Here is a 23,720-nt window from a genome sequence, read left to right on the forward strand (position 1 = left end):
CAAGGAGCCTTCAATGGACGTCCCAGCGCAGAACGACCAAGCCATCACCCGTGACAGCCTCTACGGCACCGCGGCCGAAAGTACTTACGCTGGCATCACCAGTTTCATGCGCCGTCGTTACAGCCGCGAGTTGCGCGGTGTCGACGTGGCGGTCAGCGGTGTGCCGTTCGACACCGCCACCAGCAACCGTCCCGGCGCACGCTTCGGGCCACGCGGCATTCGTGCAGCGTCCACCGGGATTGCCTGGGAACGCCACTGGCCGTGGGCCTTCGACCCGTTCGATCATCTGGCGGTGATCGACTACGGCGATTGCGACTTCGATTACGGTTCACCACAGTCGACTCCGCAAGCCATCGAAGCCCACGCCGAACATATCCTCGGTGCCGGCAGCGCGATGTTGACCTTTGGTGGCGATCACTTCATTACCTATCCGCTGCTCAAGGCTCACGCCCGCAAACACGGGCCGCTGTCGCTGATCCACTTCGACGCCCACAGCGACACCTGGCCGGACGAAGAGGGCAAGCGCATCGACCACGGCACCATGTTCTGGCACGCGGCCAAGGAAGGGCTGGTCGATCCGTCACGCTCAGTGCAGATCGGCTTGCGCACCACTAACGATGATCATCAGGGGTTTGAGGTGTTGGACGCGCGACAGGTGCATCGATGTGGCGTGGATGCAATCGTCGAAGCGATTCGGGCGCGGGTCGGCGACAACCCGGTGTATCTGACGTTTGACATCGACTGCCTCGACCCCGCTTTCGCCCCGGGGACCGGCACACCGGTGTGTGGCGGGTTGAGCACGGTGCAGGCGCTGGAAATCCTCGGCGGCTTGCGCGGGATCAATCTGGTGGGCATGGATGTGGTGGAAGTGGCGCCAGCCTATGACAATGCAGACATCACCTCGCTCGCGGCGGCGACGTTGGCGATGGAAATGTTGTGCCTCTATGCGGCAAAACATAAGGTCGACCGTTAAGTAGCAATCTCCCGTGGGAGCAAGCTGAACTGGCCAAATGATTTTGCACACTTCAAGCGGGCGCTATGATGGCGCCCGAATCTGAGGTGTTTGCTACTGCCAATTTCTGTCAGTGGCCTCTGCTAAGCTCACTCGAATTTCCGGACTGGGCCTGCCGATCGTGTCGCGAACCACTCGTTTACTGACGTTGCTGCAAGTGTTGCGCGGCAGAAGCCGGCCGGTGACGGCGGCGACGCTGGCCGGGGAACTGGACATCTCCGAACGCACGCTGTATCGCGACATCGCCGAACTCACCGCCCTCGGTGCACCGATCTATGGCGAGGCGGGAATTGGCTACGTGTTGCGCAGCGGTCTGTTCCTGCCTCCGTTGATGCTCAATGCCGATGAAACCGAAGCCATCGTGCTTGGCTTGCGTTATGTCGACCAGCGAGGGGATGAGGTATTGAGCAAAGCCGCTGCCGACGCCCTGGCCAAGATTGCCGCGGTACTGGCGCCGGAAGCGCTGGACGCGTTGCACAACCCGACCGTTCTGCCGGGACCGTCCGGTTATGGCTTTGCGCCAAATGCGGTGCCGTTGAACGTGTTTCGCCAGGCCATTCGCAGTCAAGCCAAGTTGCACATCGATTATGCAGACGCGCAGCAAGTGCCCAGCCAGCGGTTGATCTGGCCACTGGCCCTGGGTTTTCTCAATGAGGTGCGAATCATCGTCGCCTGGTGCGAATTGCGCAGTGCCTATCGCACGTTTCGCACAGACCGTATTTCGCAAGCGAGGGAGCAGGGCGAGCGCTATCCGGGGCGACGCAGCGACCTGCTGCGAACATGGCGCAAGCAGATGCAACTGGACGATGCAGGGCGTTTCACTCCTGACAAGAACTGACATTCACCTGTTCTAGCATGGCTCCAGAATCAACCAACAAGGAGCCATATCATGTCTCATTCAGCTTCTGCGCTGGCGCCGGCCATCGCCGCCTACATTGCTGCTGCCAATGCCCGTGACACTTCGCGCGTCGGCAGTTTTTTCGCTGAAGATGCCAATGTGTTCGATGAGGGCCAGCATCGGGTCGGCACCCAGGCCATCGCCCAATGGATGCAGGACACGGCCGAGCGGTACCAGCCACGGGTCGAAGTGCTGGGAGTGCAGCAACGCACTGGAAAGGTGCTGGTCAACGGCCTGATTTCCGGCACATTTCCCGGCAGTCCGTTGACGTTGCGCTACATGTTCCGCCTCAATGATCAGGGCAAGATCGCCCGGTTGGACATTTCACTGTAGCTGTCGCGATCTGGTGGCATACTGCCGCGCATGAATGTCGACTCCCCACTCAAAGCCTGGCAACACGCCATCGAACAGAAGGGCTTCGTCCAGGACGAAGCCCAGGAACATGCCGTCTGGGCCTTGCAGAAGTGCCATGAGGCGCTGCATGAAGGGCGCTCGCCCGTCATGGGCGTTTATCTGTGGGGGCCGGTCGGGCGCGGCAAGACCTGGTTGATGGATCAGTTTTACCAGCACTTGCGGGTGCCGGCCCGGCGGCAGCACTTTCACCATTTCATGGGCTGGGTGCACCAGCGCTCGTTTCAATTGACCGGTACCGCTGACCCGCTGAAGGCGCTGGCGCGTGAATTGAGCGAAGAAGTGCGGGTGCTGTGCTTCGATGAGCTGTTCGTCAATGACATTGGTGACGCAATCATTCTCGGGCGCCTGTTCCAGGTGATGTTCGAACAGGGCGTGGTGGTGGTCTGCACCTCCAACCTTCCACCCGATCAACTGTATACCGATGGCTTCAACCGCGACCGGTTCTTGCCGGCCATTGCCGCGATCAAACAGCATATGCAGGTGATTGCAGTCGACGGCGGCGAGGATCATCGTCTGCATCCGGGGCAGGGGTTGCAACGCTACTGGGTTGCCGAACCCGGACAGCCCAGTCCGCTGGCGGATGTGTTCAAGGTCCTGACCGTGGGGCAAACGGTTTCCAGCGCGCCGATCAACGTGGGTTATCGACCGCTGGCTGTGGTGCAAGCCAGTCAATCCGTGCTCTGGTGTCGTTACGCCGATCTCTGTGAACAGCCGTTCGCCGCCATGGATTTCATGGCTTTGTGTGACACCTTCAGCGCTATTCTGCTGAGTGACGTGCCCAACCTCAGCGCGCAAAAACGTGCCGGACGCATTGCCCGGGGCACCGAAGACGCGCCCGTGCGCGTGGAAGCCGGCGACCGGGAGTTGCCGCAGTTGTCGGTGCACGACGACGGCGTGCGACGTTTTATTGCCCTGGTGGATGAGTGCTACGACCGCAAAGTGCCGTTATACCTCGAAGCACAAGTGCCGATGGATGCGCTGTACACCGAGGGTTATCTGGAATTCCCGTTCCGCCGCACGCTCAGTCGTCTGCAGGAAATGCAGCTGGAACGTTTCGCCGAGGTTTGAACCCCAGGAGGAATGACCATGAATCAACCTCTTTCGCATCACTTGCTGACCATGGCTTACCAGAACGCCTGGGCCAATCATCGCCTGGCCAAGGCCTGGTGCCAATTGAGCGAGGATGAGCTGCAGGCGCACCGCGTCAGTTTCTTTCCCGGTATCCGCGCGACCCTGAATCACATCCTGACCTGCGACTGGTTTTACGTGGATGCCCTTGAGCGGGAGCTGCGCGGCGATGAGCCTCATCCCGATTGCCAAGTGTTTTTCAATGAGGACGAGCCGTTCACCCGCGCTGTGGATCTCAAGCGCGAACAGGCACATGTTGACCGACGCCTGATCGCTTATTGCGAACAGATGCGTGACGCCGATCTGGGCAAAATCGTTACCATTGCCCGCGATACGCCGCAGTACGACAGCCGTTTGCGTCTGTTGTCACATCTGTTCGAGCATCAGATCCATCATCGTGGCCAGGTTCACGCGATGCTCAGTGGAACGCGGGTCAAACCACCGCAACTGGACGAGTTTTTCTGCGCGGGTGAATCGTCCCTGCGGGCACAGGATTTCGCCGAGTTAGGCTGGACCGAAGCCTTGATCTGGGGGCATTAGGACCTTTCGATTTTTTGCTGCTCGCGATATCGTCACGCCGGCCTTCCAGGACGAACTGCGTTCCGGGGCCTTTTTTCGATCGAGGATGGAAATGGATTCCGCAGAAATTCTTGTACTGCAAGCCAGCTACACCAACCCGGTGCATGCAGAAGCCATCGGGCTGGTGCTGAACAGCTACGCCCAGGACCCGATGGGCGGCGGTCATGCCTTGGCCGCCAGTGTTCTGGAGCATCTACCGGGCGAGCTGGCCAAGCGCGCGCATGCGTTCAGCGTATTGGCGTTCGTCAATGGCGAACCGGCCGGGCTGATCAATTGCTTTGAAGGCTTTTCGACTTTTGCCTGCCGGCCATTGGTCAATGTCCACGATGTGGCGGTGGTGCCGAAGTTTCGCGGGTTGGGTTTGAGCCAGCGGATGCTGCAAAAGGTCGAAGAAATCGCCCGTCAGCGTGGCTGCTGCAAAATCACTCTGGAGGTGCTGGAGGGCAATGCGGTGGCGCAAGCCTCCTACGGCAAGTTCGGCTTTGCGCCAGGCGAGTTCGACCCCGCCCACGGGCGCATGATGTTCTGGATCAAGCCGCTGTAGGAGGGGGCCTGCTCGCGAAGAAGGCGAATACGCCGCGGTGAATCAGAGTTCACGCGCCATCGTCGGCGATCATCGCGAGCAGGCTCGCGCTTGCAAGCAAGTAGCCAGGTCAATCATTTCGGTTTGTAGGTTTCAGTCATTTGTGCGGTTTGGTCGTCCGGGACTCGCAGCTCGTTGGCCTGGCTTTGCGTGATATTGCCCAGTGCCAGTTGCTGGTTGTAGCGCAGCGTTTCGAAGTAATACCTCATGCGCTCGGCGCCTCCTTCGGCAAATGCGCTGGCGGAACCGAATGTCATGAGTGCGGCGAGAATGAGTGTGGTGCGTTTCATGGTGTGCCTCCCACTTACAGATGTCGGATGCCTGTCGTCCATGAGTCAATGAATCAAAGTCGAACGCTCATTATCCGCCGATTCCGTTAAATGGGAACGCTATTGCACATCTTTGAATCTGCGGTGGGAGCAAGCGTGCTCCCACCGGGTTTGTGTTGCAATGAACTGACTATTTGAGGACAACTTCCGCCGCGACCGGCGCTTTCGGTTTGATCAGGCTGAAATCAATCAACGCCCGCTGTTGCCGCTCGTAGGGGTTGCCGATCATCAAGGGGCGAGGTTTGAAGCTGTCGCTGACCAGGCTCTTGCTACGATCGAGCTCATCGAAACTCAGGCCCGCCAGGTCTGCCCAGGTGTGGATCAGATGGGAGCTGCTGTACGGCCGCCCCAGATCAGCGGCAAAGTTCCAGTCATGGGTTTCACGCCATTTTGGCGAGGCCCAGGCCATGAACGGGATGGTGTACATCGGCGCTGTCGGTTTGCTTTCGTTGCGCCCGAGCGTGCTGTGGCCCGGGGAGTCGAAGACGTCTTCACCGTGATCGGAGAGGTACAGCAAAAAGCCGTTCGGGTCGGTCCTGGCGTAGTCCTTGATCAGGCTCGACACCACGAAGTCGTTGTACAGCACCGCGTTGTCGTAGCTGTTGTACGTCGGCAACTGATCGTCACGGACACCGGCCGGAACCCCATTGCGATCCTTGAACTTGTCGAAAGTCGAAGGGTAGCGGTACTGGTAACTCATGTGCGTGCCGAGCAAATGCACGACGATCAGCTTGCGCGGCGCTGTGTCAGCCAAGGCCTTGTTGAACGGCTCGATGACGTCGCCGTCGTACTGGGCGGCGTTCTGGTTACGGTTGTTGTTCAGGTACACCTGCTCGTCGGCCTGTTGGGAGAACGTCGTGAGCATGGTGTTGCGCTTGGTCATGGTCTGCTGGTTGGTGATCCAGAAGGTCTTGTAACCGGCCTGTTTCATCATGCTGACCAGCGAAGGCGTGCTCAGGTACAGGTCAGGGTTGTCTTCGTCGGCGAAGGTCAATACCTGCTGCAACGCTTCGATGGTGTAGGGGCGTGGCGTGATGACGTTATCGAAGACCGCCAGTTGATCCTTCAGCTTGTCCAGTTCCGGCGTGGTCTTGCGCGGGTAGCCGTACAGGCTCATGCGTTGCCGATTGGTGGACTCACCGATTACCAGCACCAGGGTGGAGGGCTGGTTGGCCATCGAATCCTTGAAGTTGTGCAGGGGTGGAATCGTGCTGGCGCTGTTGAGCATCTCCTGCATACCGGCCAGTGTGTCCAGATAGCGGTGGTAGGCCACAGCCATCTGCCAAGGCACAGCCGGTTCGATACGGGTTTCGAATTTTTCGAAGCCGGCGGCAAAACTGCCGGTGCGCAGGGTTTGTTTGACTAATGGATAACCGACAACGGCCACCAGGATCGCGGTGGCTGCGACCAAAGCCTTGCCGCGCGGCAGGTACACCGGGCGCAAGCGCGTCCACAGGAAGTAGCCGAAGGCGGTATGGGCGAGGAAGGCCGGGACCATCCACCAGGCAAAGTATTGCGTCATGTATTCGCCGGCTTCAGACACGTTCGATTCGAACATGATGAAGATGACGCTCTGTGAAAATTCCTGCTGATAGATAAAGAAGTAACCCAGGCTGGCCATGGAGCAGGCCCACAGCACAACACCGATCACGGCGGCCATGACGCGGGTCTGTTTCGGGAACAGCAACATCGGCGCGAGCCAGATGGCGCTCATCACGAAGGCTTGGCGAAAGCCGGAAAAACCGGAAGTGCCGGTCAACTGAATCAGCAGTTGGGTGATGCCGGAAAAATACCAGAAGAACAAAAAGAGCCAGAGAAAGCCTGCCCAATCGAAACCATTCGCAGACTGTTCGCTGCGTTTAAACCAAGACATTCACCGCTCCAATCTCTATTCACTTCCACCGTCGAGCCACTGCAAAGTCGCCGACGAACGGGAGGCGCGCGCATACCGAGCGGCCACAATGAACCGGAGTATCAACAAGCGGATGTGAAAACTTTGTGAGTTGCCAGGACTGGCAAAGCGCTATGGCGTGTCGGAAGCAGGGCGGTGCTGCTTCCGATTCAAGCGAGAGATCAGGCGTGAGGGGCGCGCTGGGTCACCGCTAACGGCTGTTGACCCTGGATCAGCAAGCGCAAGTGCGCCAGCTCCTGCTTCATTTGCTCGTGCTCATCTTTCAACTGACGCAATTCATCGCGACGAATTGTGACGTAAAGGGTTTGTGCTGGCAGTGCGGTGTGTACTGTGCCCATTGCTCACCTCGCAAATGGCGTGTCTCAACTGTAGATCCGCCTGAAATCAGCGGCTGATCTACTATCGGCGCCAATTTTGATTTCTTTTGCCCCCGAAGGGAACTTTTTTATTTTTCATGGTCGGTGTGTCTTCGGCACGATTCCCGACGTTATCAATCAGGATCGGGCACAATGCCCGGAAACTTCACGCCTGCTCGCTGGACTAAACCGAATGAGTCGCGTTGGGCTATAACCTTTGACACACTTTTTATTTGTAGTAGGGAGCATCAGCACATGCAACTCGGGATTATTGGACTGGGCCGCATGGGCGGTAATATTTCGCGGCGCCTGATGCTCAACGGACATTCCACCGTTGTGTACGACCGCAATACCGCTTTTGTCGAAACCCTGGCCGAAGAGGGTGCCACCGGCGTAGCCGATCTGCCGGCCCTGGTGGCTGGCCTGAGCAAGCCGCGAGCGGTGTGGGTCATGTTGCCGGCAGGCGCACCGACCGAAGACACCATCAACACCCTGAGCACCTTGCTCGAAGCCGGCGACACTATTATCGATGGCGGCAACACCTTCTATAAGGACGATATCCGCCGGGCGAAAACCCTCGCCGAAAAAGGTCTGCACTACGTCGATGTCGGTACTTCCGGTGGCGTCTGGGGCCTGGAGCGCGGTTACTGCATGATGATCGGCGGCGATACCGAGACCGTTCAGCGCCTCGACCCGTTGTTCGCAAGCCTGGCACCGGGCATGGGCGATATCCCGCGCACCAAAGACCGCAAGTCCGATGACGACCGTGCCGAGCGCGGTTACATCCACGCCGGCCCTGCTGGCGCCGGGCATTTCGTCAAGATGATCCACAACGGCATCGAGTACGGAATGATGCAGGCCTTTGCCGAGGGCTTCGACATCCTCAAGACCAAGAACAGCGAGAAACTGCCCGAAGATCAGCGCTTCGACCTGAACGTCGCCGACATTGCCGAAGTCTGGCGTCGCGGCAGCGTGGTGTCCTCATGGTTGCTCGATCTGACTGCCGACGCGCTGGCCAGCGATCCGAAACTCGATGGTTTCTCCGGCTCCGTAGCCGACAGCGGCGAAGGTCAATGGACCATTGAAGCCGCCATGGAACAAGCGGTGCCGGTGCCGGTGCTGTCGAACTCGCTGTTCTCTCGTTACCGTTCACGCGGGCAGGGCTCATTTGGCGACAAAGTCCTTTCGGCCCAGCGCTTCGGCTTCGGCGGCCACGTGGAGACTGCGAAAAAATGACCCATGCGATCCGCAGAAAATCCAAGACTGAACCCGCACCACCGACCACACTGTTTTTGTTTGGCGCACATGGTGATCTGGTCAAGCGTCTGCTGATGCCGGCGCTGTATAACCTCAAGCGCGACGGGTTACTCGGGGATGGACTGCGGATCATTGGCGTTGACCACAACGCCATCAGCGATGAAGGCTTCGCGAAAAAACTCGAAGACTTCATTCGCAACGAAGTGGCCACCAAGGTCGGCAAGGGAGATCAGTCTCTTGATCCGCAATTGTGGGCTCAACTCGCAAGAAACATCAGCTACGTCCAGGGCGACTTCCTGGACGACAGCACCTATCAAGCGCTGGCGGCGAAAATTGCCGACAGCGGCACTGGCAACGCGGTGTTTTACCTGGCTACCGCGCCGCGTTTCTTCAGTGAGGTCGTTCGCCGCCTCGGCGCCTCCGGTCTGCTGGAAGAAACGCCCGAGGCGTTCAGAAGGGTGGTGATCGAAAAGCCTTTCGGGTCTGACCTGCACACCGCCGAAGCGTTGAACGCTTGCTTGCTCAAGGTCATGTCGGAAAAGCAGATCTACCGCATCGATCACTACCTGGGCAAAGAGACCGTACAGAACATTCTCGTCAGCCGCTTTTCCAACAGCCTGTTCGAAGCGTTCTGGAGCAACCATTACATCGACCATGTGCAAATCACCGCCGCCGAAACCGTCGGCGTGGAAACCCGTGGCAGTTTCTACGAACACACCGGCGCCCTGCGCGACATGGTGCCCAATCACTTGTTCCAATTATTGGCGATGGTTGCCATGGAGCCACCGGCTGCTTTTGCCGCTGACGCCGTGCGCAGTGAGAAAGCCAAGGTCGTTGGTGCGATCCGCCCCTGGTCGGTCGAAGAGGCCCGGGCCAACTCGGTGCGCGGGCAGTACACCGCTGGCGAAGTCGACGGCAAACCCATGCCGGGGTATCGCGAAGAGGACAAGGTGGCCCCCGACAGCAATACCGAAACCTATGTCGCCCTCAAAGTCATGATCGACAACTGGCGCTGGGTTGGCGTGCCGTTCTACCTGCGCACCGGCAAACGCATGAGTGTGCGTGACACCGAGATCGTCATCTGCTTCAAACCGGCGCCCTACGCGCAATTCCGCGATACCGCAGTCGATGAACTGGCCCCGACCTATCTGCGGATCCAGATCCAGCCCAATGAAGGCATGTGGTTCGATTTGCTGGCTAAACGGCCAGGGCAGGCCTTGAAGATGGACAACATCGAACTGGGTTTTGCCTACAAGGATTTCTTCGAGATGCAGCCGTCCACCGGCTACGAAACGCTCATCTACGATTGCCTGACCGGCGATCAGACGCTGTTCCAGCGTGCCGACAACATCGAGAATGGCTGGCGCGCAGTGCAACCCTTTCTCGATGCCTGGCAGCAGGATTCAACGGTGCAAGGCTACGCGGCGGGCGAGGACGGTCCGCCGTCCGCTGAAGAACTGCTGAGCCGTGATGGTCGGGTCTGGCATTGTTTGGACTGAGCGACCCGCGTTCTGCCCGATGACCTGGACGGCACGTTGCTGCTGCCCGTGGGGTTCGAGCCTCAGATACCGCCCTCTGGAGGTGCCTGAGGCTGCGATTTTTTGATTTTGTTCTTCAAGTTCAAGTTCAAGATCAAGAAATCGCCGCCTTCGGCAGCCCCTGCAGGGATAGAGCGATTACAGCCAGTAGCTCACGGCATACCAACCCAACGCACCCATTACCACGGTATAGGGCAAGGCCATCCAGACCATGCGTCCATAGGACAGTCGAATCAGCGGTGCAATAGCGGATGTCAGGAGAAACAGGAACGCTGCCTGGCCATTGGGTGTTGCCACGCTTGGCAGGTTGGTGCCGGTGTTGATCGCAATGGCCAGCGTTTCGAAATGCTCGCGGCTCATGTGTCCGGAGATGAATGCCTGCTTCACTTCGGTGATGTAAATGGTCGCGACAAACACGTTGTCACTGATGGCAGACAACAAGCCATTGGCGATGAACAGCATGCCCGGTTGTTGATCGGCGGGCAGGGCCAGCACCCATTGGATCAGCGGCGTGAACAACTGCTGATCGTGAATCACCGCCACTACAGCGAAGAACACCACCAAGAGTGCAGTGAACGGCATGGCGTCCTTGAACGCACTGCCAAGCCGATGCTCGTCAGTAATACCGGTAAACGCGGTAATCAACACAATGACCATCAGCCCGATCAGGCCGACTTCAGCCACATGAAATGCCAACGCGACGATCAAAATCAAGGCCGCCGCGCCTTGCACGATCAGTGCAGCGCGCTGACGCGAAGTACGCTCGGCATTGTCTTCATCAGCGTAATTGGCCAGCACCGCGCGTACGTTGTCCGGCAGCAACGTGCCGTATCCGAACCAGCTCAGCTTCTCCAACACTACGCAGGTCACCAGGCCTGCCACCAACACCGGCAACGAGACCGGCGCGATCTTCAGAAAGAACTCGGAAAAGTGCCAGCCCATTTCATGGCCGATCAACAGGTTTTGCGGCTCACCCACCAGTGTGCAAACGCCGCCAAGCGCGGTGCCCACTGCGCCGTGCATCAGCAGGCTGCGCAGGAACGCGCGGAATTGTTCCAGGTCGCCATGATGAAGTGCAGGTAGTTTCTGGTCATCGCCGTACTCGCTGTCCTGACGCGGATCGGTGCCGGATGCCACGCGGTGATACACCGAATAGAACCCCACGGCGGCGCTGATGATCACGGCGGTCACCGTCAATGCATCGAGAAATGCCGACAAGAACGCAGACAGGAAACAAAACATCAACGCCAGCATTGCCTTGGAGCGAACCCCTAGCAGTAAGCGTGAAAACAGGAACAGCAGCAGATCTTTCATGAAGTAGATACCCGCCACCATAAACATCAGTAGCAGGATCACCGGAAAGTTGTGCAGAAGTTCGTCGTAAAGTGCCTGAGGGGTGGTCATTTTCAGCAGCAGCGCTTCGACCAACAACAAGCCACCCGGCATCAATGGATAGCACTTGAGCGCCATGGCGAGGGTGAAGATGAACTCCAGCACCAACAGCCATCCTGCGGCAACCGGCCCTACGGTCCAAAAGACCAACGCGTTGAGTATCAGGAAACCGATAATACAAACCTTGTACCAGCGGGGTGAGTTGCCGAGAAAGTTATGCGCGAACGCCTGGGCCATGGAACCGGACATCGGCTACTCCTTGTATAAAGAAGCGCGCAAGTTGCCGTAAGCGGAGAAGAAGATCAAGTGTAGGAAAAGTACCTTTTGACTATGCCAGATAGCGAGCGACAACTGCCCGATAGTTGCCATCAAGTGAATAGCCGCCGACAACGATCTTGCCATCGTCCTGGACGGTGATAGAGGTGGCCGTGTCGAGGCTGCGGCCCAGGCGCGTGCGAACCCATCCGGTGCGGTCGCCAAAGTCCGAATCCAGCTGCCCGTCAGGTTGATAGCGGCCCACCAGGAAATCGGCCTCGATACCACCGATGGTGGCTCCGGCGGTCAGCACATGGCCATCAGGCTGCAGGTGAGCGGCGGTCCATTGACTGCCTCCACGAGCGATTTCCAGCAATTGCGGCAGGCCGCCGTTGCAATGAATGTCCGGACGACCATTACTGTGCACTTTCAAGGCAAGACAGTGCATCGGATCGCGGCTGCTGCCAAAACAGTGAATGTCACCGTTTTGATGCTGGACGATGTGGCTGATCTGGGCACTGCGACCCTGCGCCTTGAAGCTCATGAAACCGTCCACGGCAAAACTTTCATCAAGACTGCCGTCACTGTGATAACGGGCCAGCAAACCTTCCTCGGGGAAGTTGATCGAGCCGCCGACAAGGATGCGGCCATCACTCTGCAGTTTCAGCGTACTGAGCCAGGTGTTCATCAGCAAATGCCTGACGATCACGAACCCTCGCCCATTGAAGGTTGGGTCCAGGGATCCATCGGTGTCGAGGCGTATGAGAATGCCAGCGTGGTCTGCCAGCTCAAAATGGTGATTGGCCACCAGCAAAATCCGGCCATCCTCCTGGACGTTGATATCGCAAGCTTCGGCCCCCGGCACGCCGGGTGGCAGCCAGGCGTCGCGCACACCATGGGACAGATTGCCCGGCAATCGAACGACGCAACGGCCGTTGTCACCGAACTCCTGGACGGGACGGCCTTGTGCGTCGAACATCGCCAGGGCCGGCAGCGTGCGGTGGGCATTCTCGTAATGCAGGCCGATGACCAGCAGGCGACCATCCGGCAGTACCTGAACCTTCCCGGCCATCGCATCGAAGCCCGGTTCGAACTGGCCGATGATGCTGCCTTGTTTGCCGAAGCCCAAATCTGCCGAGCCATCTTCCAGCAAGCGCGCCAGACCGAAACGGCTGCCGTCCGCCATGCCGACTTTTGCCGCCACCAACAGCCGGCCGCTGGAATCGATCGTGACCCCGTTGGTCATGCTTGAAAGACTGTCGGCGAAATACACCTGCGCTTGGCCATGGGAGGCAAAACGTGTGTCGAGCTGTCCCGAGGAATGGGCGGGTAGAGGGAAGGCTAAAACGGACTGGGTTGACATGCACGCATCTCCTTGCGAGTCGTCCTTATCCGGATTGGGGGAGGCGACCTGATAAGGAGATCATTCAATCCTTGAATGCTTGGATGCACAACTGACAGAACTAACAGACGGAGGGTCGTAGTGCGCCACAACAGTGTCTTTTCGAACCAAAGGCAAGCCTGCAAAGAATCCAGGCGTTGCGAAGTTCAAATAGCAATACGTCGCAAATACAGATATGCCGGGGTTGACCAGGCAACTAATCAAGACAAAGAGGGCGCGGATTACTCATCGAGTAATCCGCACAAGGATCAATGCGGCATCGACCATGACTGGAGCGTGTAACCTTCTTCGCTCAACTCGGCACGGGCCTGTTCAAGCAAACGTTCGAGCTGTGCCGGATCGGTGTAGGCACTGCTGGGGATCAGCTTGCGACCTATACTGGTATTGGTCCGGTCAATAACCGTCAGGCTGAGTTCACCGTTACCATCCTGTGGCGCCCAGGCCACGCACTGAAAAGGCTTGAAAGCGCGGTCGGCAATTAAAAGAGCTTCGTTGATACGGATCGGGGCGTTCATGGAATGTTCTCTCAGTATTGCCCAATCAAATGAGGTGCCGAAGGTTGGGCTTACCAATCGGCTGGTTACTTGTACTGATGTCCGCAACCAAGGTTCAGGTCACACCCAAACAAAAGAAATTTCAACTTTCTTTCGAAAGACCCACGCGAAAGTGGCTATTTGAAAGCTTAATGAAAGATTGAAGTTCGTTAGGTAACTATCCAACTACCTGCTTATAACTAATTACGCAATAACCCTATAGTCAATCGGTACAAGCACACGTCAAATTCTTGCTAATGTTACAGCCAGGTCCGCCAAATGACTGTTTTTAATAAAATTTCTTAAATTTGGCGCCAAGGAACAGTCATGAGTGAAGCGCCTGCCTTACGACGTCTATTAGTGGTTGACCCGTGTGACGACTGTCATCGTCTATTACCGGGATTGCGCTCCGTGGGTTGGGATGTAGACAGCTGTTCGCTGGAAAACGCCATCGACCGAACGTGTGACGTGGGGCTGCTACGCTTGCAGCCTTTTCACCTCGAACGACCGGATGCCGTCAAAGAACTCATCAGCCGCAGCGGTACGGAGTGGATTGCCGTTCTCAACCAGGAAGTCCTGAGATTGCAGAACGTAGGCGACTTTGTCTGTGAATGGTTTTTCGATTTCCATACCTTGCCGTTCGATGTATCCCGGGTACAGGTCACGCTCGGGCGCGCGTTCGGCATGGCGCGCCTGCGCGGTCAGGGCACTGTTCACATCGATCAGCCTGAACATGAATTGCTTGGCGACAGCAAGCCGATACGGGAGCTGCGCAAACTGCTGAGCAAACTGGCACCCACCGAGTCGCCGGTGCTGATCCGGGGCGAGAGCGGTACCGGCAAGGAATTGGTCGCGCGCACGCTGCATCGACAATCCCAACGTCACAGCAAGCCTTTTGTCGCGATCAATTGCGGGGCAATTCCTGAGCATCTGATCCAGTCGGAACTGTTCGGCCACGAAAAGGGGGCCTTTACCGGCGCCCATCAACGCAAGGTCGGACGAATCGAAGCGGCCAATGGCGGCACGTTGTTTCTCGATGAAATCGGTGATTTGCCTTTGGAACTGCAGGCCAACCTGCTGCGGTTCCTCCAGGAAAAACACATCGAACGGGTCGGTGGCAGTCAGCCTATTCCCGTGGATGTGCGGGTTTTGGCTGCGACCCACGTTGATCTTGAAGCAGCGATTGAAAAGAAACGCTTTCGTGAAGACTTGTACTATCGGTTGAATGTCCTGCAAGTCGTGACAGCTCCACTGCGTGAGCGTCATGGCGATCTGTCGATGCTGGCCAACCACTTTTCCCATTTCTACAGCCATGAAACCGGGCGCCGTCCTCGCAGCTTCAGTGAAGACGCGTTGATTGCCATGGGTAAACATGATTGGCCGGGCAATGTCCGTGAGCTGGCCAACCGGGTCCGCCGTGGGCTGGTACTGGCTGAAGGCCGGCAGATCGAAGCGCGGGATCTGGGCTTGATCAGCCAGCAGGCAATTGCCACGCCAATGGGCACGCTCGAGGACTACAAGACTCGGGCCGAGCGTCAGGCGCTGTGCGATGTGTTGAATCGCCATAGCGACAACCTGAGTGTGGCTGCACGGGTGCTGGGCGTTTCGCGGCCGACGTTCTATCGGTTGTTGCACAAGCATCAAATTCGCTAGGCAGCCAACAAAAAAGCCTGGCTGTGATTGAGATCGCAGCCAGGCTTTATGTTGTGGATCAGAAGTAGTACGGGAATTTCAGGCTGAACTGGAAGTCCGGGGCATCGTCCGTCATGCCGATGGACAGGTTGGGAACGATGGTCAGGGCGTTGGTGGCGGCAATGGTCATGCCGATGTTGAAGTAGCCCGCGTTGGCGTCACTGGACACCACCGACTCCCAATCACCGCCATCCTGTTTGATTTTGCTTTTGCGTTGCACCACATCGGATACCGAGAACGACATACTCATCTTCTCGTTGAGGGCGAATGCAATACCGGCACCGAGCTGGAAGCTGTCGCCGATGTCCACTTTGCCCGGGTTGTCCTGTCCGACCGTTGAACTGATGTCGTCGAATGACTCCTGGAAGTTATGGGTATATGACAGGCTGCCGAACAGCACGGCCGGGTCGTAGGTCTTGACCAGGGAAATGCCTGGCGTGATCGACCAGACGCCGTTACCGGTCGGCAGAGTGTCAGGTACGAACAGGTTGGAGTTGGCGTCCACCTGGCGCAGCTTGATGCCGAACGGGTCCTTGCCGGTAGGAGCCTTGACGCGCAAGGTGACCACCGCATCGGGCGTGTTGACCGACTCGTCGAGGAATTTGTAGGCGATACCGAAGTTGACGTCACCGATTTCCGGATCGCGGGTTACGGTTTCTTCGGTTGTCACACCGGCGGAGCCACCATTGCCTCCGCCCGACTGGTAAGTGGATTCGCGATAGATCACCGGCACGTTCAGGTCGAATTGCCAGCGGTTGTCGAAGTTGTAGCGACCGGTCAGGTCGAGTGTCCAGGTATCGGCCTTGATCCGGTCAAGGTTGATGTTGCCCAGAAAGATAGAATCCAGTGCGAGGAAACCGTTAAGGATCAACTGGCGAGTGTCGTACCGCGAATAGGTCAGCCCGGTTTCCACGCTGAACCTGCCGCCGCCGAAGAATCCGCTGGCCTCGTCATACAGGTTGGAAACGCTTTGTGCCGGTTGGGAATCGTCTGCCAGCGACTGCCCGTAGGAACTGCCGCCCCCGGCTGCGCCTCCCGAAGCCGCTGCAGCACCGGTGCCGACCGCGACTTGCGAGTTGCCTTTCATGTCTGCTGGCGATTTGGCCAGGCGTTTCGGAGGAGGGGCTGCCGGTTGTTCCTCAACCTGGCGGACCCGTTGTTCGAGAACCGCCAGGGCTTTTTGTTGTGCTTCGTATCGTTGCTTCAGCTCCATAAGTTCCTGTTTCAGAAGCTCTACTTCCGCATTCGGTGCTGCTTGCACCATCACCGCCGGGAACAGAGTGCTCAAACATACAACTGCACGCAGTGATACTGATCGATACATGAATCAAGCCGTCCCTTTAATGCCTAATGGTCGAGACTCAGCGTAGTTCAATATCCCAGGGAGCGAAGGGCAGTGAGTTGGTTCAGGTTGCAGTCCAAAGCACCTGCAGTCGGGCCATTGTTATTGAGAACGACGTTGAGCTGAGTGAGGTTGCTGACCATGTTGCTGTTGCCCAGCAATCGAGTGTTTTGCAGCAGGCCGCCCTGGGCGACTTGCTGGATGGCCGAACCTTGATTGTTGTTGGCCTGAATAGCCATTTGCACGCCGCCATTGCTGGCAGAAACCGCAATGCTGCCAGCGGCGCTGCTGCCGGTGATGGTATGGCCGGCCATCAGTGCCTGCCCTTGGGCCGGTACCAAAGCCGGCGCATGGCTGGCTTCTTTCACATCAATGGCGATGTTGTTGTAAGCGCTGTTGCCGTCACCTGCGGCGCGCACACTCTGGTTGATACCCTGAGTGCTGTTGAGTCCTGCACCTCCAATCACACTGCCGGTGCCTTGTTCGGCAGGTCCACCGTTACCGCTTTGGCTATAGGTTGAAACGTAGAACTCGGGTTTTACCGTTGCGGCCTGTATCTGCATTGAGGTGGTTGCCCCGATCAGATCGCCACTGGCATTGCGCCAGGTACTGCTCATGACCACACCGAAGCTGATGATCCTGCCCGGCATCACATATCGACCACGCAGCTCGGCCAGCTCCTGATCTTTTATCTCGATGGGTTTGAATCCATTGGCAAAACCTGAGGTGCTGGCTACCAGACACGCAGCCGCCACCCAATAAGAGGTTTTCATGTGCTGCTCCCGGAGCGTCCTGCTCCAAATCTTCTTGTTGGCGATTAAAAGAAGTCGCTCTGTATGAAACCAAAATCCATCAATTCAGCATCTTTGACCGGGTTGAAGTTATCCAGCTTGTTCTTGGCTGTCAGGGGTTCCGGTGGGCTGCGCAGTACATTTGTTTTTTCGTAACCGGCACCCACAATAGCGAAGACAATACCGTTCCAACCTTTGACAAAGTCATCATGGGAGTAGCGTTTTTGACCGAGTACCGGGTCGGCGATGTAGACCCAGTTTTTGTCAGCACGCTGCAACACCACGAAGTGCTTGTAACCGCGAACTTCCGTCAGTACCACCACCGGGATTGTTACTGCGTCGAGCTTTTCTGGCGGGATCTTGTAGCCCCTGGCGCGCATGCCGATGCTTTCTATGTAGCGCTTCATGTCGAGCATGGAAAAACCCTGGGTACGAACCAGGTCCTGGTCTGCATTGACCAGCATGCCTTTGATGACGTGCTCTTCATCGACGTCGAGCCAATAGGCTTGGCGCAAGATCGTTGCCAGCGCGGCGGCGCCGCAGCTGAAATCGGTCTTCTGTTCGACAATGTTGCTGAATTTGCGCTCACGCAAACTCTGCACCTGTTTGTAGATGAGTGTGCCGCCAGGCAGGGCGGCCACTGACATCTGTGCGGCCTCGGTCAGGCCAGACAGGCAGAGAAGGGCGATAAGGGCAGTCTTACGCATGGTCGATACGCCTTGGGACTGAGGAAAAAAGCCCCGTTGCCGGGGCTTTCAGTGCTATCGCGATTACAGGCAGGCTCTGCAGCCGGCAGCGATGGACAGCGAGTTGCTTTGTTGGTTGCCAACACCGGCAGCGTTGTTGAACCCTGCGTTGCCGGAGAAGTTGTTGCCTACGTTGCTGACACTGGCATTGTTGGTGACAGGGTTCTTCCAGCCGTCTGGAGTCATCACTTGTTGAGTGGTTACGCCAGCCAGACCGAATACACCTACGGCTACGAAGTCGGAAGTGGTGTCGCCGTTGCCGCCGTGGCCACCACCGTGGCCGCCGCCATGACGTGGGCCACCGTGGCCGCCGCCGTTGCCTTCGGTTTTTGCCTTGCCGACTGCGACGAATTTCCCGGCAGCGTTGAAGGTCCCGGTGAGCGTGTCGGTGGAGTAGGCCTGATCAGCATTGTTGGTAACGCTCAGGCCGGTGGAGCTTTGGTTGGCCGCTGCAGCAGCTTGTGCGACACGGCCGCCCGATACGGCAATTGCCAGGTTGTTTTTCTGTTGGTTGAAGTTGCCGGCAGCGTTGTTCACACCCATGTTGCCGGAACCGCCATTACCCACGTTGTCGAGGGTTGCGCGAGCAGTGCTGGAGTAGTTGGATACGGTGTTGCCGCCGTTCACTTGAGTAGCGCTGGAAGCGGCGACTGCGGTGCCGAAGATGAAGCTTTCGTCAGCAGTAGCCAGTGCAGCGGCGTTGTCTTGTTGGTTGCCGTCGCCACCAGCGTTGTTGAGGCCCACGTTGCCGTTGGAGCCATTAGCCGAGTTTTCGACAGTGGCACGGTTGGTGGTGCCCTGGTTCAGTACTTCGTTGCCGCTGCTGCTTTGCTGATCCATGACGGTGGCCCCGGCACCGGCGGTGATCTGCAGAATTTGTTCCAGAGACGGGCCTCTAGGTCCGTTGTTGCCGTGCCCGTTGCCGTGACCATTGCCATGACCGTGATCATCACGACCGCCTGCTTGTGCTGCGATTGCCATCACTGCTGCGAGAGCGAAAACCAGTGGTTTTAAGGCCATTGTAGGTTTCATGGTGTTTCTCCGTGCTTATTAGTTGGTTAAGTGTTGGTACTTTCTAATCGCACTGCGTTTGGGTCAGTCAGCGACCCGGATGCTCAGGGTGTTAGCCATTCGGTTTCCCACCCCGGCACTCTGGTTCACCTGAATCACCCCTCGGCTGCCGGTGAAAGCCTGGTCGCTTGTCACGACCTGGCGACTGCCGGTTGGGGTGCCAGTTGCTCCTGAGCCTGGTAGCAACGCCACGTTCTGTTGCGAAAGGGCGCTATCGTCAATCGCCTGCGGAGCAGCACTGATGCTGATGCGCATGACGTTGGCCATCTGGTTGTTGGCCCCGGCGCTCTGGTTGACGCCCAGTACACCGTTGCCATTGCTGAAAGAAGTGCCGCCGATGGTGGCCGTCGCGTTCATTGACGGATTGGCGGGCGTATTGAGTCTTTGGTTGACAATGGTGGTCGCACCGGCTTCTGTGCCAATGGCGATCGCTCGAACGTTGGTCTGTTGCTGTTGGTCACCAGCGGCCTGGTTGACGTTGAAGTTGCCCCTGTATTGCGTGCCGGAATCCTGGATGTCCGCGTTGTTGATGGCCTTCACGCCGGAATCAGCCATGACGCTGGCGCAGCCGAACAAAGCGAGGAAAAGCAGGGAGCGGTTCATGTCATTGACCTCCAGCCAGTCTGCCCAGTGGGGCGAGGCCGGAACTCATGGCGCGGTTGATGGTTCCCGAAATCGCATTGCCGCTGCCGCCCTGATGGCCGGCACCCATGCCGGGCATGCCGTTGGGGTTGGTGACAGTGTTGAGACCCTGCATGCCGCCCATGGCCTGGTTGTTGGCGCCACGGAAAGAGGTGCCGCTGGCGACGTTGGCGAAGTCGCCATCGCTCAGTTCACCAGTGATGCGTGCCGAGGGGTTGGTATTGACGGTAACCGGATTCGGATCCTTGCCCTGATTGCGGCCGATGTGCACCGGCTGGACAGTCCGTTGAAGAACGATAACGCCATCGCCTTCAGCCTGGACATTGAAACTGAGCACCGAGCTGGCGGCGCTTGCGATCAGCAGGAGGCAGGTCAAGCCTTTCGTGTAAGTCCCCACGGTGCAATTCCTTCTTTTTGTGGGCTGGCCCTGGTCAGCGTTGTGAAGGAGAGAGCGAAAGCTATGCCTGTTTTGAATTTGTAATTGAATTCAATAGCTTGTGGATTTTGTCCGGGTGCACGGCAACGGCGCTGTTTCAGCCATGAGACAGCTCGTCGTGCTTACGCCGGGCCAAAGTGCTTGCGATGCTCTAGAACAGTACTTTGCGCGAAGGTGTATCAACGCTTTAACAAATGCGTTGGCAACGAGGGAAGAGTGTTGAGATAGGCCTTCTGCGGGTACAAGGGTGTTTCAGGAGCGGACACTTTTTCCCCAGAAAAGGGCAAAGGATGGGTAAATACCCCCAGAATCAGGGGCTAGGGCCAATCAATTTCGCAACCGCATCAAACGCCTGGGCGCGTCGCTCAGCCCAGTTGCCGCATAAGACTTTCACCGTTTTCTTATGCTGTTCAAGCCACGCCCGGATGTCGTTGAAAAAAACCTGGCGTTCTTTCAACTCAGGCTGGCAGCGCTGACCATCGTCGGTCCACTCAACGTTGTCCGGTGACAACAACAAGTGCAGGTCATATCGCCGGGCCAGGAGTGCCTGCTCGATCCAGCCTGGACAGTCACCAAAGAGCGTGCGACTCCAGAGGATATTGCTGAGCAAATGGGTGTCGAGGATGAGCAGTTGCGGTATCAAGGCGCGAGCCTCGTCTTCCCATTGCAACTGGCCGCGGGCGATGGTCGGGATGTCTGCCAGACAGGTATCTCGCGGGTTCTCTTCAATGAATCGGCGCACGTATTCACCAACCAGCACCCCGCCGAAATGCGCTTGCAGCTCGCCCGACAGCCAGCTCTTGCCGCTCGACTCGGGACCTGTGAGTACCAGTACTTTCATGTGCGTAACGCCGGGGCCGCGCGCCATTCACGCCAACCTTGCACGGCCAGCAGCAAAAACAGACCGTACAGTGCGGCCGTCAAGTACATGCCTTTGTAAATGAATAGCCCGACAAAAATCACATCCACTGCGATCCAGAGCGGCCAGCACTGGACGCGCTTTTGCGCCATCCACACTTGCGCCACCAGGCTGAAACCTGTGAGGGCCGCATCGAGCCAGGGTTGGGCGGCATCCGTCCAGTGCGCCATCGCGGCGCCCAGCAGCAGGCTGCCGATGGCACCGAGGATCAATCCGAGGGTCACTGATTGCGTGTCCAGCCGGCTCACTTCACGGCCATGGCTGGCATCGCCCGCACGTGTCCACTGCCACCAGCCATACAATTGCAACGCGGCATAGATCACTTGCAGCAACATGTCCGAATACAGCTTCACCTCGAAGAAGATCCAGCTATAGATAAGTACCATGACCAGGCCGATCGGCCAGCACCAGGGGTTCTGCTTGACCGTCAACCAGACGGCAATCACACCGAGGGTGGCGGCAAACAGTTCAAGCCCGGACATGTCGGTTCCTTGGAGAAAATCGAAGAGGGGCGGATTGTAACCGCAGGCAGCGGATTTTGGTTTGCAGATCAACAGAACGCAGACTTCGGCAAGCCTTTAGCCGCTGCCCAAGCCTGCGTTCTTTTAAGGCTTATACCCTGAACTGCTTCAGCAGCCCGTTCAACTGCTCACTCAAGCCCCTGAGCCGCACGCTGGCGGCACTGGATTGCTCCGCCGCCAGTGCAGTGGAATGGGATAACCCGGCTGCTTGCGTAACGTTCTGATTGATGTCCTCGACCACATGCGCCTGCTGCAAGGTCGCGCTGGCAATCGAGGCATTCAATCCGTTCAGATTGCGCAATGCCTGGCCGATGGCATTAAGGCTCGCGCCGGCGAGGCCAGCCTGTTCAATCGTCAGTTGCGACGCACGGCTGCTGTCGCCGATGACCTTGACCGCCGCTTCGGAATGACTTTGCAGGCGTTCGATCATCGACTGGATCTCCGCCGTGGACTTCTGTGTACGCTGGGCCAGCAGTCGAACCTCATCGGCCACCACGGCAAATCCGCGACCTTGCTCGCCGGCACGGGCAGCCTCGATGGCCGCGTTCAAGGCCAGCAGATTGGTCTGCTCGGCGATGGAGCGGATCACCTCCAGCACGCTGCCGATCTGCGTGCTTTCGGCGGCCAGGGTACGAATGACTTCCACGGCCTGATCGATGGTCGAAGACAGCGTATCGATCTGTTGCAGGCTGCCGTCGATGTTGATCTGGCCTTGTTGAGCCTGGGCTTCGGCGTCGCGCATTTCACTGGCGGCATGTTCGGCGTTCTTGGCCACATCCTGCACGCCATAGGTGACTTGGTTGATCGCCGTGGCCACCAGTTCCATTTGCTGCGACTGTTGCTGGCTGCGTTGCTGGGCCTGAGTGGCGTCGTTGCCCAGTTCGCTGGACGACTGGCCCAAGGCACTGGCAGATGCCTGCAACTCGCCGATCACCAGGCGCAGTTTGGCGGTGAAAGCATTGAAGTGCCGCGCCAGTTGCGTGACTTCATCCTGGCCATGGGTGTCCAGGCTGCGGGTCAGATCACTTTCACCGCTGGCAATGTTGGCCATTGCGTTCACGGTTTCCTGGAGCGGACGCACGATGCTGCGGGCAATCAGGATCACCAGCGCAACCATGATCAGCGCAATGGTCACCCCAATGATCGTTGCTTTCCATACTTGCCCGTAAAACTCGGCCTGCATGTCATCGATGTACACCCCCGAGCCGAGCACCCAGCCCCAGGGCTCGAACAGTTTGACGTAGGAGGTTTTCTCGACCGGCGCGCTGGCCCCCGGTTTCGGCCAGCGGTAATTGATGATCCCGGCGCCTTTGCTCTTGGCCACGGCGACCATTTCGTTGAACACGGCAAAACCGTCGGGATCGCGGATCGCCGAAAGGTTCTGGCCGTCGAGCTTCGGGTTGGCCGGGTGCATGATCATCACCGGCGTCAGATCGTTGATCCAGAAGTAGTCATTCTGGTCATAGCGCAGGCCGCGTACGGCGGTCAGCGCCTGTTTCTGGGCGTCTTCACGGCTCAGCGTGCCGGTGGTCTCCAGGCCATGGTAATAACTCAAGATACCGCTGGCCGTCTGCACCACATGCTGGGTTTTTTGAGCCTTGGCGTCATACAGGTCATCGTGAATCTGCTTGAGCATCAAAACGCCCAAGGCCAGCAGCATCATGACGGCCACGATCAAGATGAGCCACAACCGACGGCTGATCGACATATTGCGCAAGCTGTTCATAACGCGGTGCTCCGGTTTCTTGTTTTTGTAAAGTGATCGCCAGCATCCTGCCAGGTCCGATAACGCGGCAGCGCTTTTCAGACTTGTCTGTTAGGATTTCGGCCCGGCGCGCAAAAACCTGAATCCAAATTGATTTTCCACGCGATTTTCAGGGGCCAGGGGGGACTTTGCGCACGCGGACTTCAACGACGCTGATCGCAGTGAACGCTTGGTATTAATGACGGGGCATGCGCAGATGCATAGCCT

Annotated in this window: 24 protein-coding genes; 9 read left to right on the plus strand and 15 right to left on the minus strand. The window is 57.9% G+C overall.

The window, feature by feature from the left end:
- Positions 1-13 precede the first annotated feature (13 nt).
- The 6 genes from speB (at position 14) to D8U69_RS10510 (ending at position 4,575) form a co-directional block, all read left to right on the plus strand.
- Positions 14-973, plus strand: coding sequence for an agmatinase (speB, locus tag D8U69_RS10485; RefSeq protein ID WP_130907264.1), 960 nt, complete (start codon positions 14-16; stop codon positions 971-973).
- Between the two features lie 160 nt (positions 974-1,133).
- Positions 1,134-1,850 (plus strand): YafY family protein, encoded by a 717-nt coding sequence (locus D8U69_RS10490; RefSeq protein ID WP_056855463.1) that lies wholly within the window; start codon positions 1,134-1,136, stop codon positions 1,848-1,850.
- Positions 1,851-1,901: 51 nt separating this feature from the next.
- Positions 1,902-2,243 (plus strand): nuclear transport factor 2 family protein, encoded by a 342-nt coding sequence (locus tag D8U69_RS10495; protein ID WP_056855462.1) that lies wholly within the window; start codon positions 1,902-1,904, stop codon positions 2,241-2,243.
- Positions 2,244-2,273: 30 nt separating this feature from the next.
- On the plus strand, positions 2,274-3,392 hold the full coding sequence (gene zapE / locus D8U69_RS10500) for a cell division protein ZapE (protein ID WP_130907265.1): 1,119 nt from the start codon (positions 2,274-2,276) through the stop codon (positions 3,390-3,392).
- An 18-nt stretch (positions 3,393-3,410) separates the two neighbouring features.
- Positions 3,411-3,992, plus strand: a complete 582-nt coding sequence (locus tag D8U69_RS10505; protein ID WP_130905615.1) for a DinB family protein — start codon at positions 3,411-3,413, stop codon at positions 3,990-3,992.
- Positions 3,993-4,083: 91 nt separating this feature from the next.
- Positions 4,084-4,575: a GNAT family N-acetyltransferase gene (locus D8U69_RS10510; RefSeq protein WP_056855459.1), complete on the plus strand. Its 492-nt coding sequence runs from the start codon at positions 4,084-4,086 to the stop codon at positions 4,573-4,575.
- A 113-nt stretch (positions 4,576-4,688) separates the two neighbouring features.
- On the opposite strand, the gene D8U69_RS10515 is transcribed toward D8U69_RS10510, so the two are convergent.
- The 3 genes from D8U69_RS10515 to D8U69_RS29465 form a co-directional block, all read right to left on the minus strand.
- Entirely contained in the window at positions 4,689-4,904 is a 216-nt protein-coding gene (locus D8U69_RS10515; protein WP_056855458.1) for a hypothetical protein, read from the minus strand.
- Between the two features lie 169 nt (positions 4,905-5,073).
- Positions 5,074-6,816 carry a phosphoethanolamine transferase CptA gene (locus tag D8U69_RS10520; protein WP_130907266.1) on the minus strand — a complete coding sequence of 581 codons (1,743 nt, stop codon included), beginning with the start codon at positions 6,814-6,816 and terminating at the stop codon, positions 5,074-5,076.
- Between the two features lie 200 nt (positions 6,817-7,016).
- The gene (locus tag D8U69_RS29465; protein ID WP_177336590.1) at positions 7,017-7,193 is read right to left on the minus strand and encodes a DUF6026 family protein; all 177 of its coding nucleotides are present in this window, start codon (positions 7,191-7,193) and stop codon (positions 7,017-7,019) included.
- A gap of 273 nt (positions 7,194-7,466) precedes the next feature.
- On the opposite strand from D8U69_RS29465, the gene gnd reads away from it, so the two are divergent.
- On the plus strand, positions 7,467-8,447 hold the full coding sequence (gene gnd, locus D8U69_RS10525; protein WP_056855456.1) for a phosphogluconate dehydrogenase (NAD(+)-dependent, decarboxylating): 981 nt from the start codon (positions 7,467-7,469) through the stop codon (positions 8,445-8,447).
- Positions 8,444-9,967, plus strand: a complete 1,524-nt coding sequence (gene zwf, locus D8U69_RS10530; RefSeq protein WP_056855455.1) for a glucose-6-phosphate dehydrogenase — start codon at positions 8,444-8,446, stop codon at positions 9,965-9,967. The genes gnd and zwf overlap by 4 nt, the downstream gene beginning before the upstream one ends.
- A gap of 177 nt (positions 9,968-10,144) precedes the next feature.
- On the opposite strand, the gene nhaB is transcribed toward zwf, so the two are convergent.
- The 3 genes from nhaB to D8U69_RS10545 all read right to left on the minus strand — a co-directional run bounded on the left by nhaB (position 10,145) and on the right by D8U69_RS10545 (position 13,570).
- Positions 10,145-11,647, minus strand: a complete 1,503-nt coding sequence (nhaB, locus tag D8U69_RS10535; RefSeq protein ID WP_130907267.1) for a sodium/proton antiporter NhaB — start codon at positions 11,645-11,647, stop codon at positions 10,145-10,147.
- A gap of 79 nt (positions 11,648-11,726) precedes the next feature.
- Positions 11,727-13,016 carry a hypothetical protein gene (locus D8U69_RS10540; RefSeq protein WP_130907268.1) on the minus strand — a complete coding sequence of 430 codons (1,290 nt, stop codon included), beginning with the start codon at positions 13,014-13,016 and terminating at the stop codon, positions 11,727-11,729.
- A gap of 287 nt (positions 13,017-13,303) precedes the next feature.
- Complete coding sequence (locus tag D8U69_RS10545) at positions 13,304-13,570, minus strand: hypothetical protein (RefSeq protein WP_056855452.1); 267 nt, start codon at positions 13,568-13,570, stop codon at positions 13,304-13,306.
- A 345-nt stretch (positions 13,571-13,915) separates the two neighbouring features.
- Between D8U69_RS10545 and D8U69_RS10550 the strand changes: the two genes are divergently transcribed.
- A complete protein-coding gene (locus tag D8U69_RS10550) occupies positions 13,916-15,241 on the plus strand; it encodes a sigma-54 dependent transcriptional regulator (RefSeq protein ID WP_056855451.1) in 1,326 nt (441 codons plus the stop codon).
- Positions 15,242-15,299: 58 nt separating this feature from the next.
- Here D8U69_RS10550 and D8U69_RS10555 read toward each other — a convergent pair whose 3' ends face one another.
- From D8U69_RS10555 to D8U69_RS10595, 9 genes are all read right to left on the minus strand, one after another.
- The gene (locus D8U69_RS10555) at positions 15,300-16,604 is read right to left on the minus strand and encodes a hypothetical protein (RefSeq protein ID WP_056855450.1); all 1,305 of its coding nucleotides are present in this window, start codon (positions 16,602-16,604) and stop codon (positions 15,300-15,302) included.
- 47 nt (positions 16,605-16,651) lie between these two features.
- Positions 16,652-17,395, minus strand: coding sequence for a hypothetical protein (locus tag D8U69_RS10560; RefSeq protein ID WP_056855449.1), 744 nt, complete (start codon positions 17,393-17,395; stop codon positions 16,652-16,654).
- Between the two features lie 44 nt (positions 17,396-17,439).
- Positions 17,440-18,120 (minus strand): C39 family peptidase, encoded by a 681-nt coding sequence (locus tag D8U69_RS10565; RefSeq protein WP_056855448.1) that lies wholly within the window; start codon positions 18,118-18,120, stop codon positions 17,440-17,442.
- Positions 18,121-18,183: 63 nt separating this feature from the next.
- Positions 18,184-19,191, minus strand: a complete 1,008-nt coding sequence (locus D8U69_RS10570) for a hypothetical protein (protein ID WP_056855447.1) — start codon at positions 19,189-19,191, stop codon at positions 18,184-18,186.
- 63 nt (positions 19,192-19,254) lie between these two features.
- Complete coding sequence (locus D8U69_RS10575) at positions 19,255-19,833, minus strand: hypothetical protein (protein ID WP_056855446.1); 579 nt, start codon at positions 19,831-19,833, stop codon at positions 19,255-19,257.
- 1 nt (position 19,834) lies between these two features.
- Complete coding sequence (locus D8U69_RS10580) at positions 19,835-20,269, minus strand: hypothetical protein (protein WP_130905609.1); 435 nt, start codon at positions 20,267-20,269, stop codon at positions 19,835-19,837.
- 349 nt (positions 20,270-20,618) lie between these two features.
- Positions 20,619-21,149: an AAA family ATPase gene (locus tag D8U69_RS10585; RefSeq protein WP_130907269.1), complete on the minus strand. Its 531-nt coding sequence runs from the start codon at positions 21,147-21,149 to the stop codon at positions 20,619-20,621.
- Entirely contained in the window at positions 21,146-21,709 is a 564-nt protein-coding gene (gene pnuC / locus D8U69_RS10590; protein ID WP_056855595.1) for a nicotinamide riboside transporter PnuC, read from the minus strand. Before pnuC ends, D8U69_RS10585 begins: the two co-directional genes overlap by 4 nt.
- Positions 21,710-21,839: 130 nt before the next feature.
- Positions 21,840-23,474 (minus strand): methyl-accepting chemotaxis protein, encoded by a 1,635-nt coding sequence (locus D8U69_RS10595; protein ID WP_056855443.1) that lies wholly within the window; start codon positions 23,472-23,474, stop codon positions 21,840-21,842.
- Positions 23,475-23,720 lie beyond the last annotated feature (246 nt).

The organism is Pseudomonas sp. Sample_16 (assembly GCF_004307665.1).
Lineage (GTDB): Bacteria > Pseudomonadota > Gammaproteobacteria > Pseudomonadales > Pseudomonadaceae > Aquipseudomonas.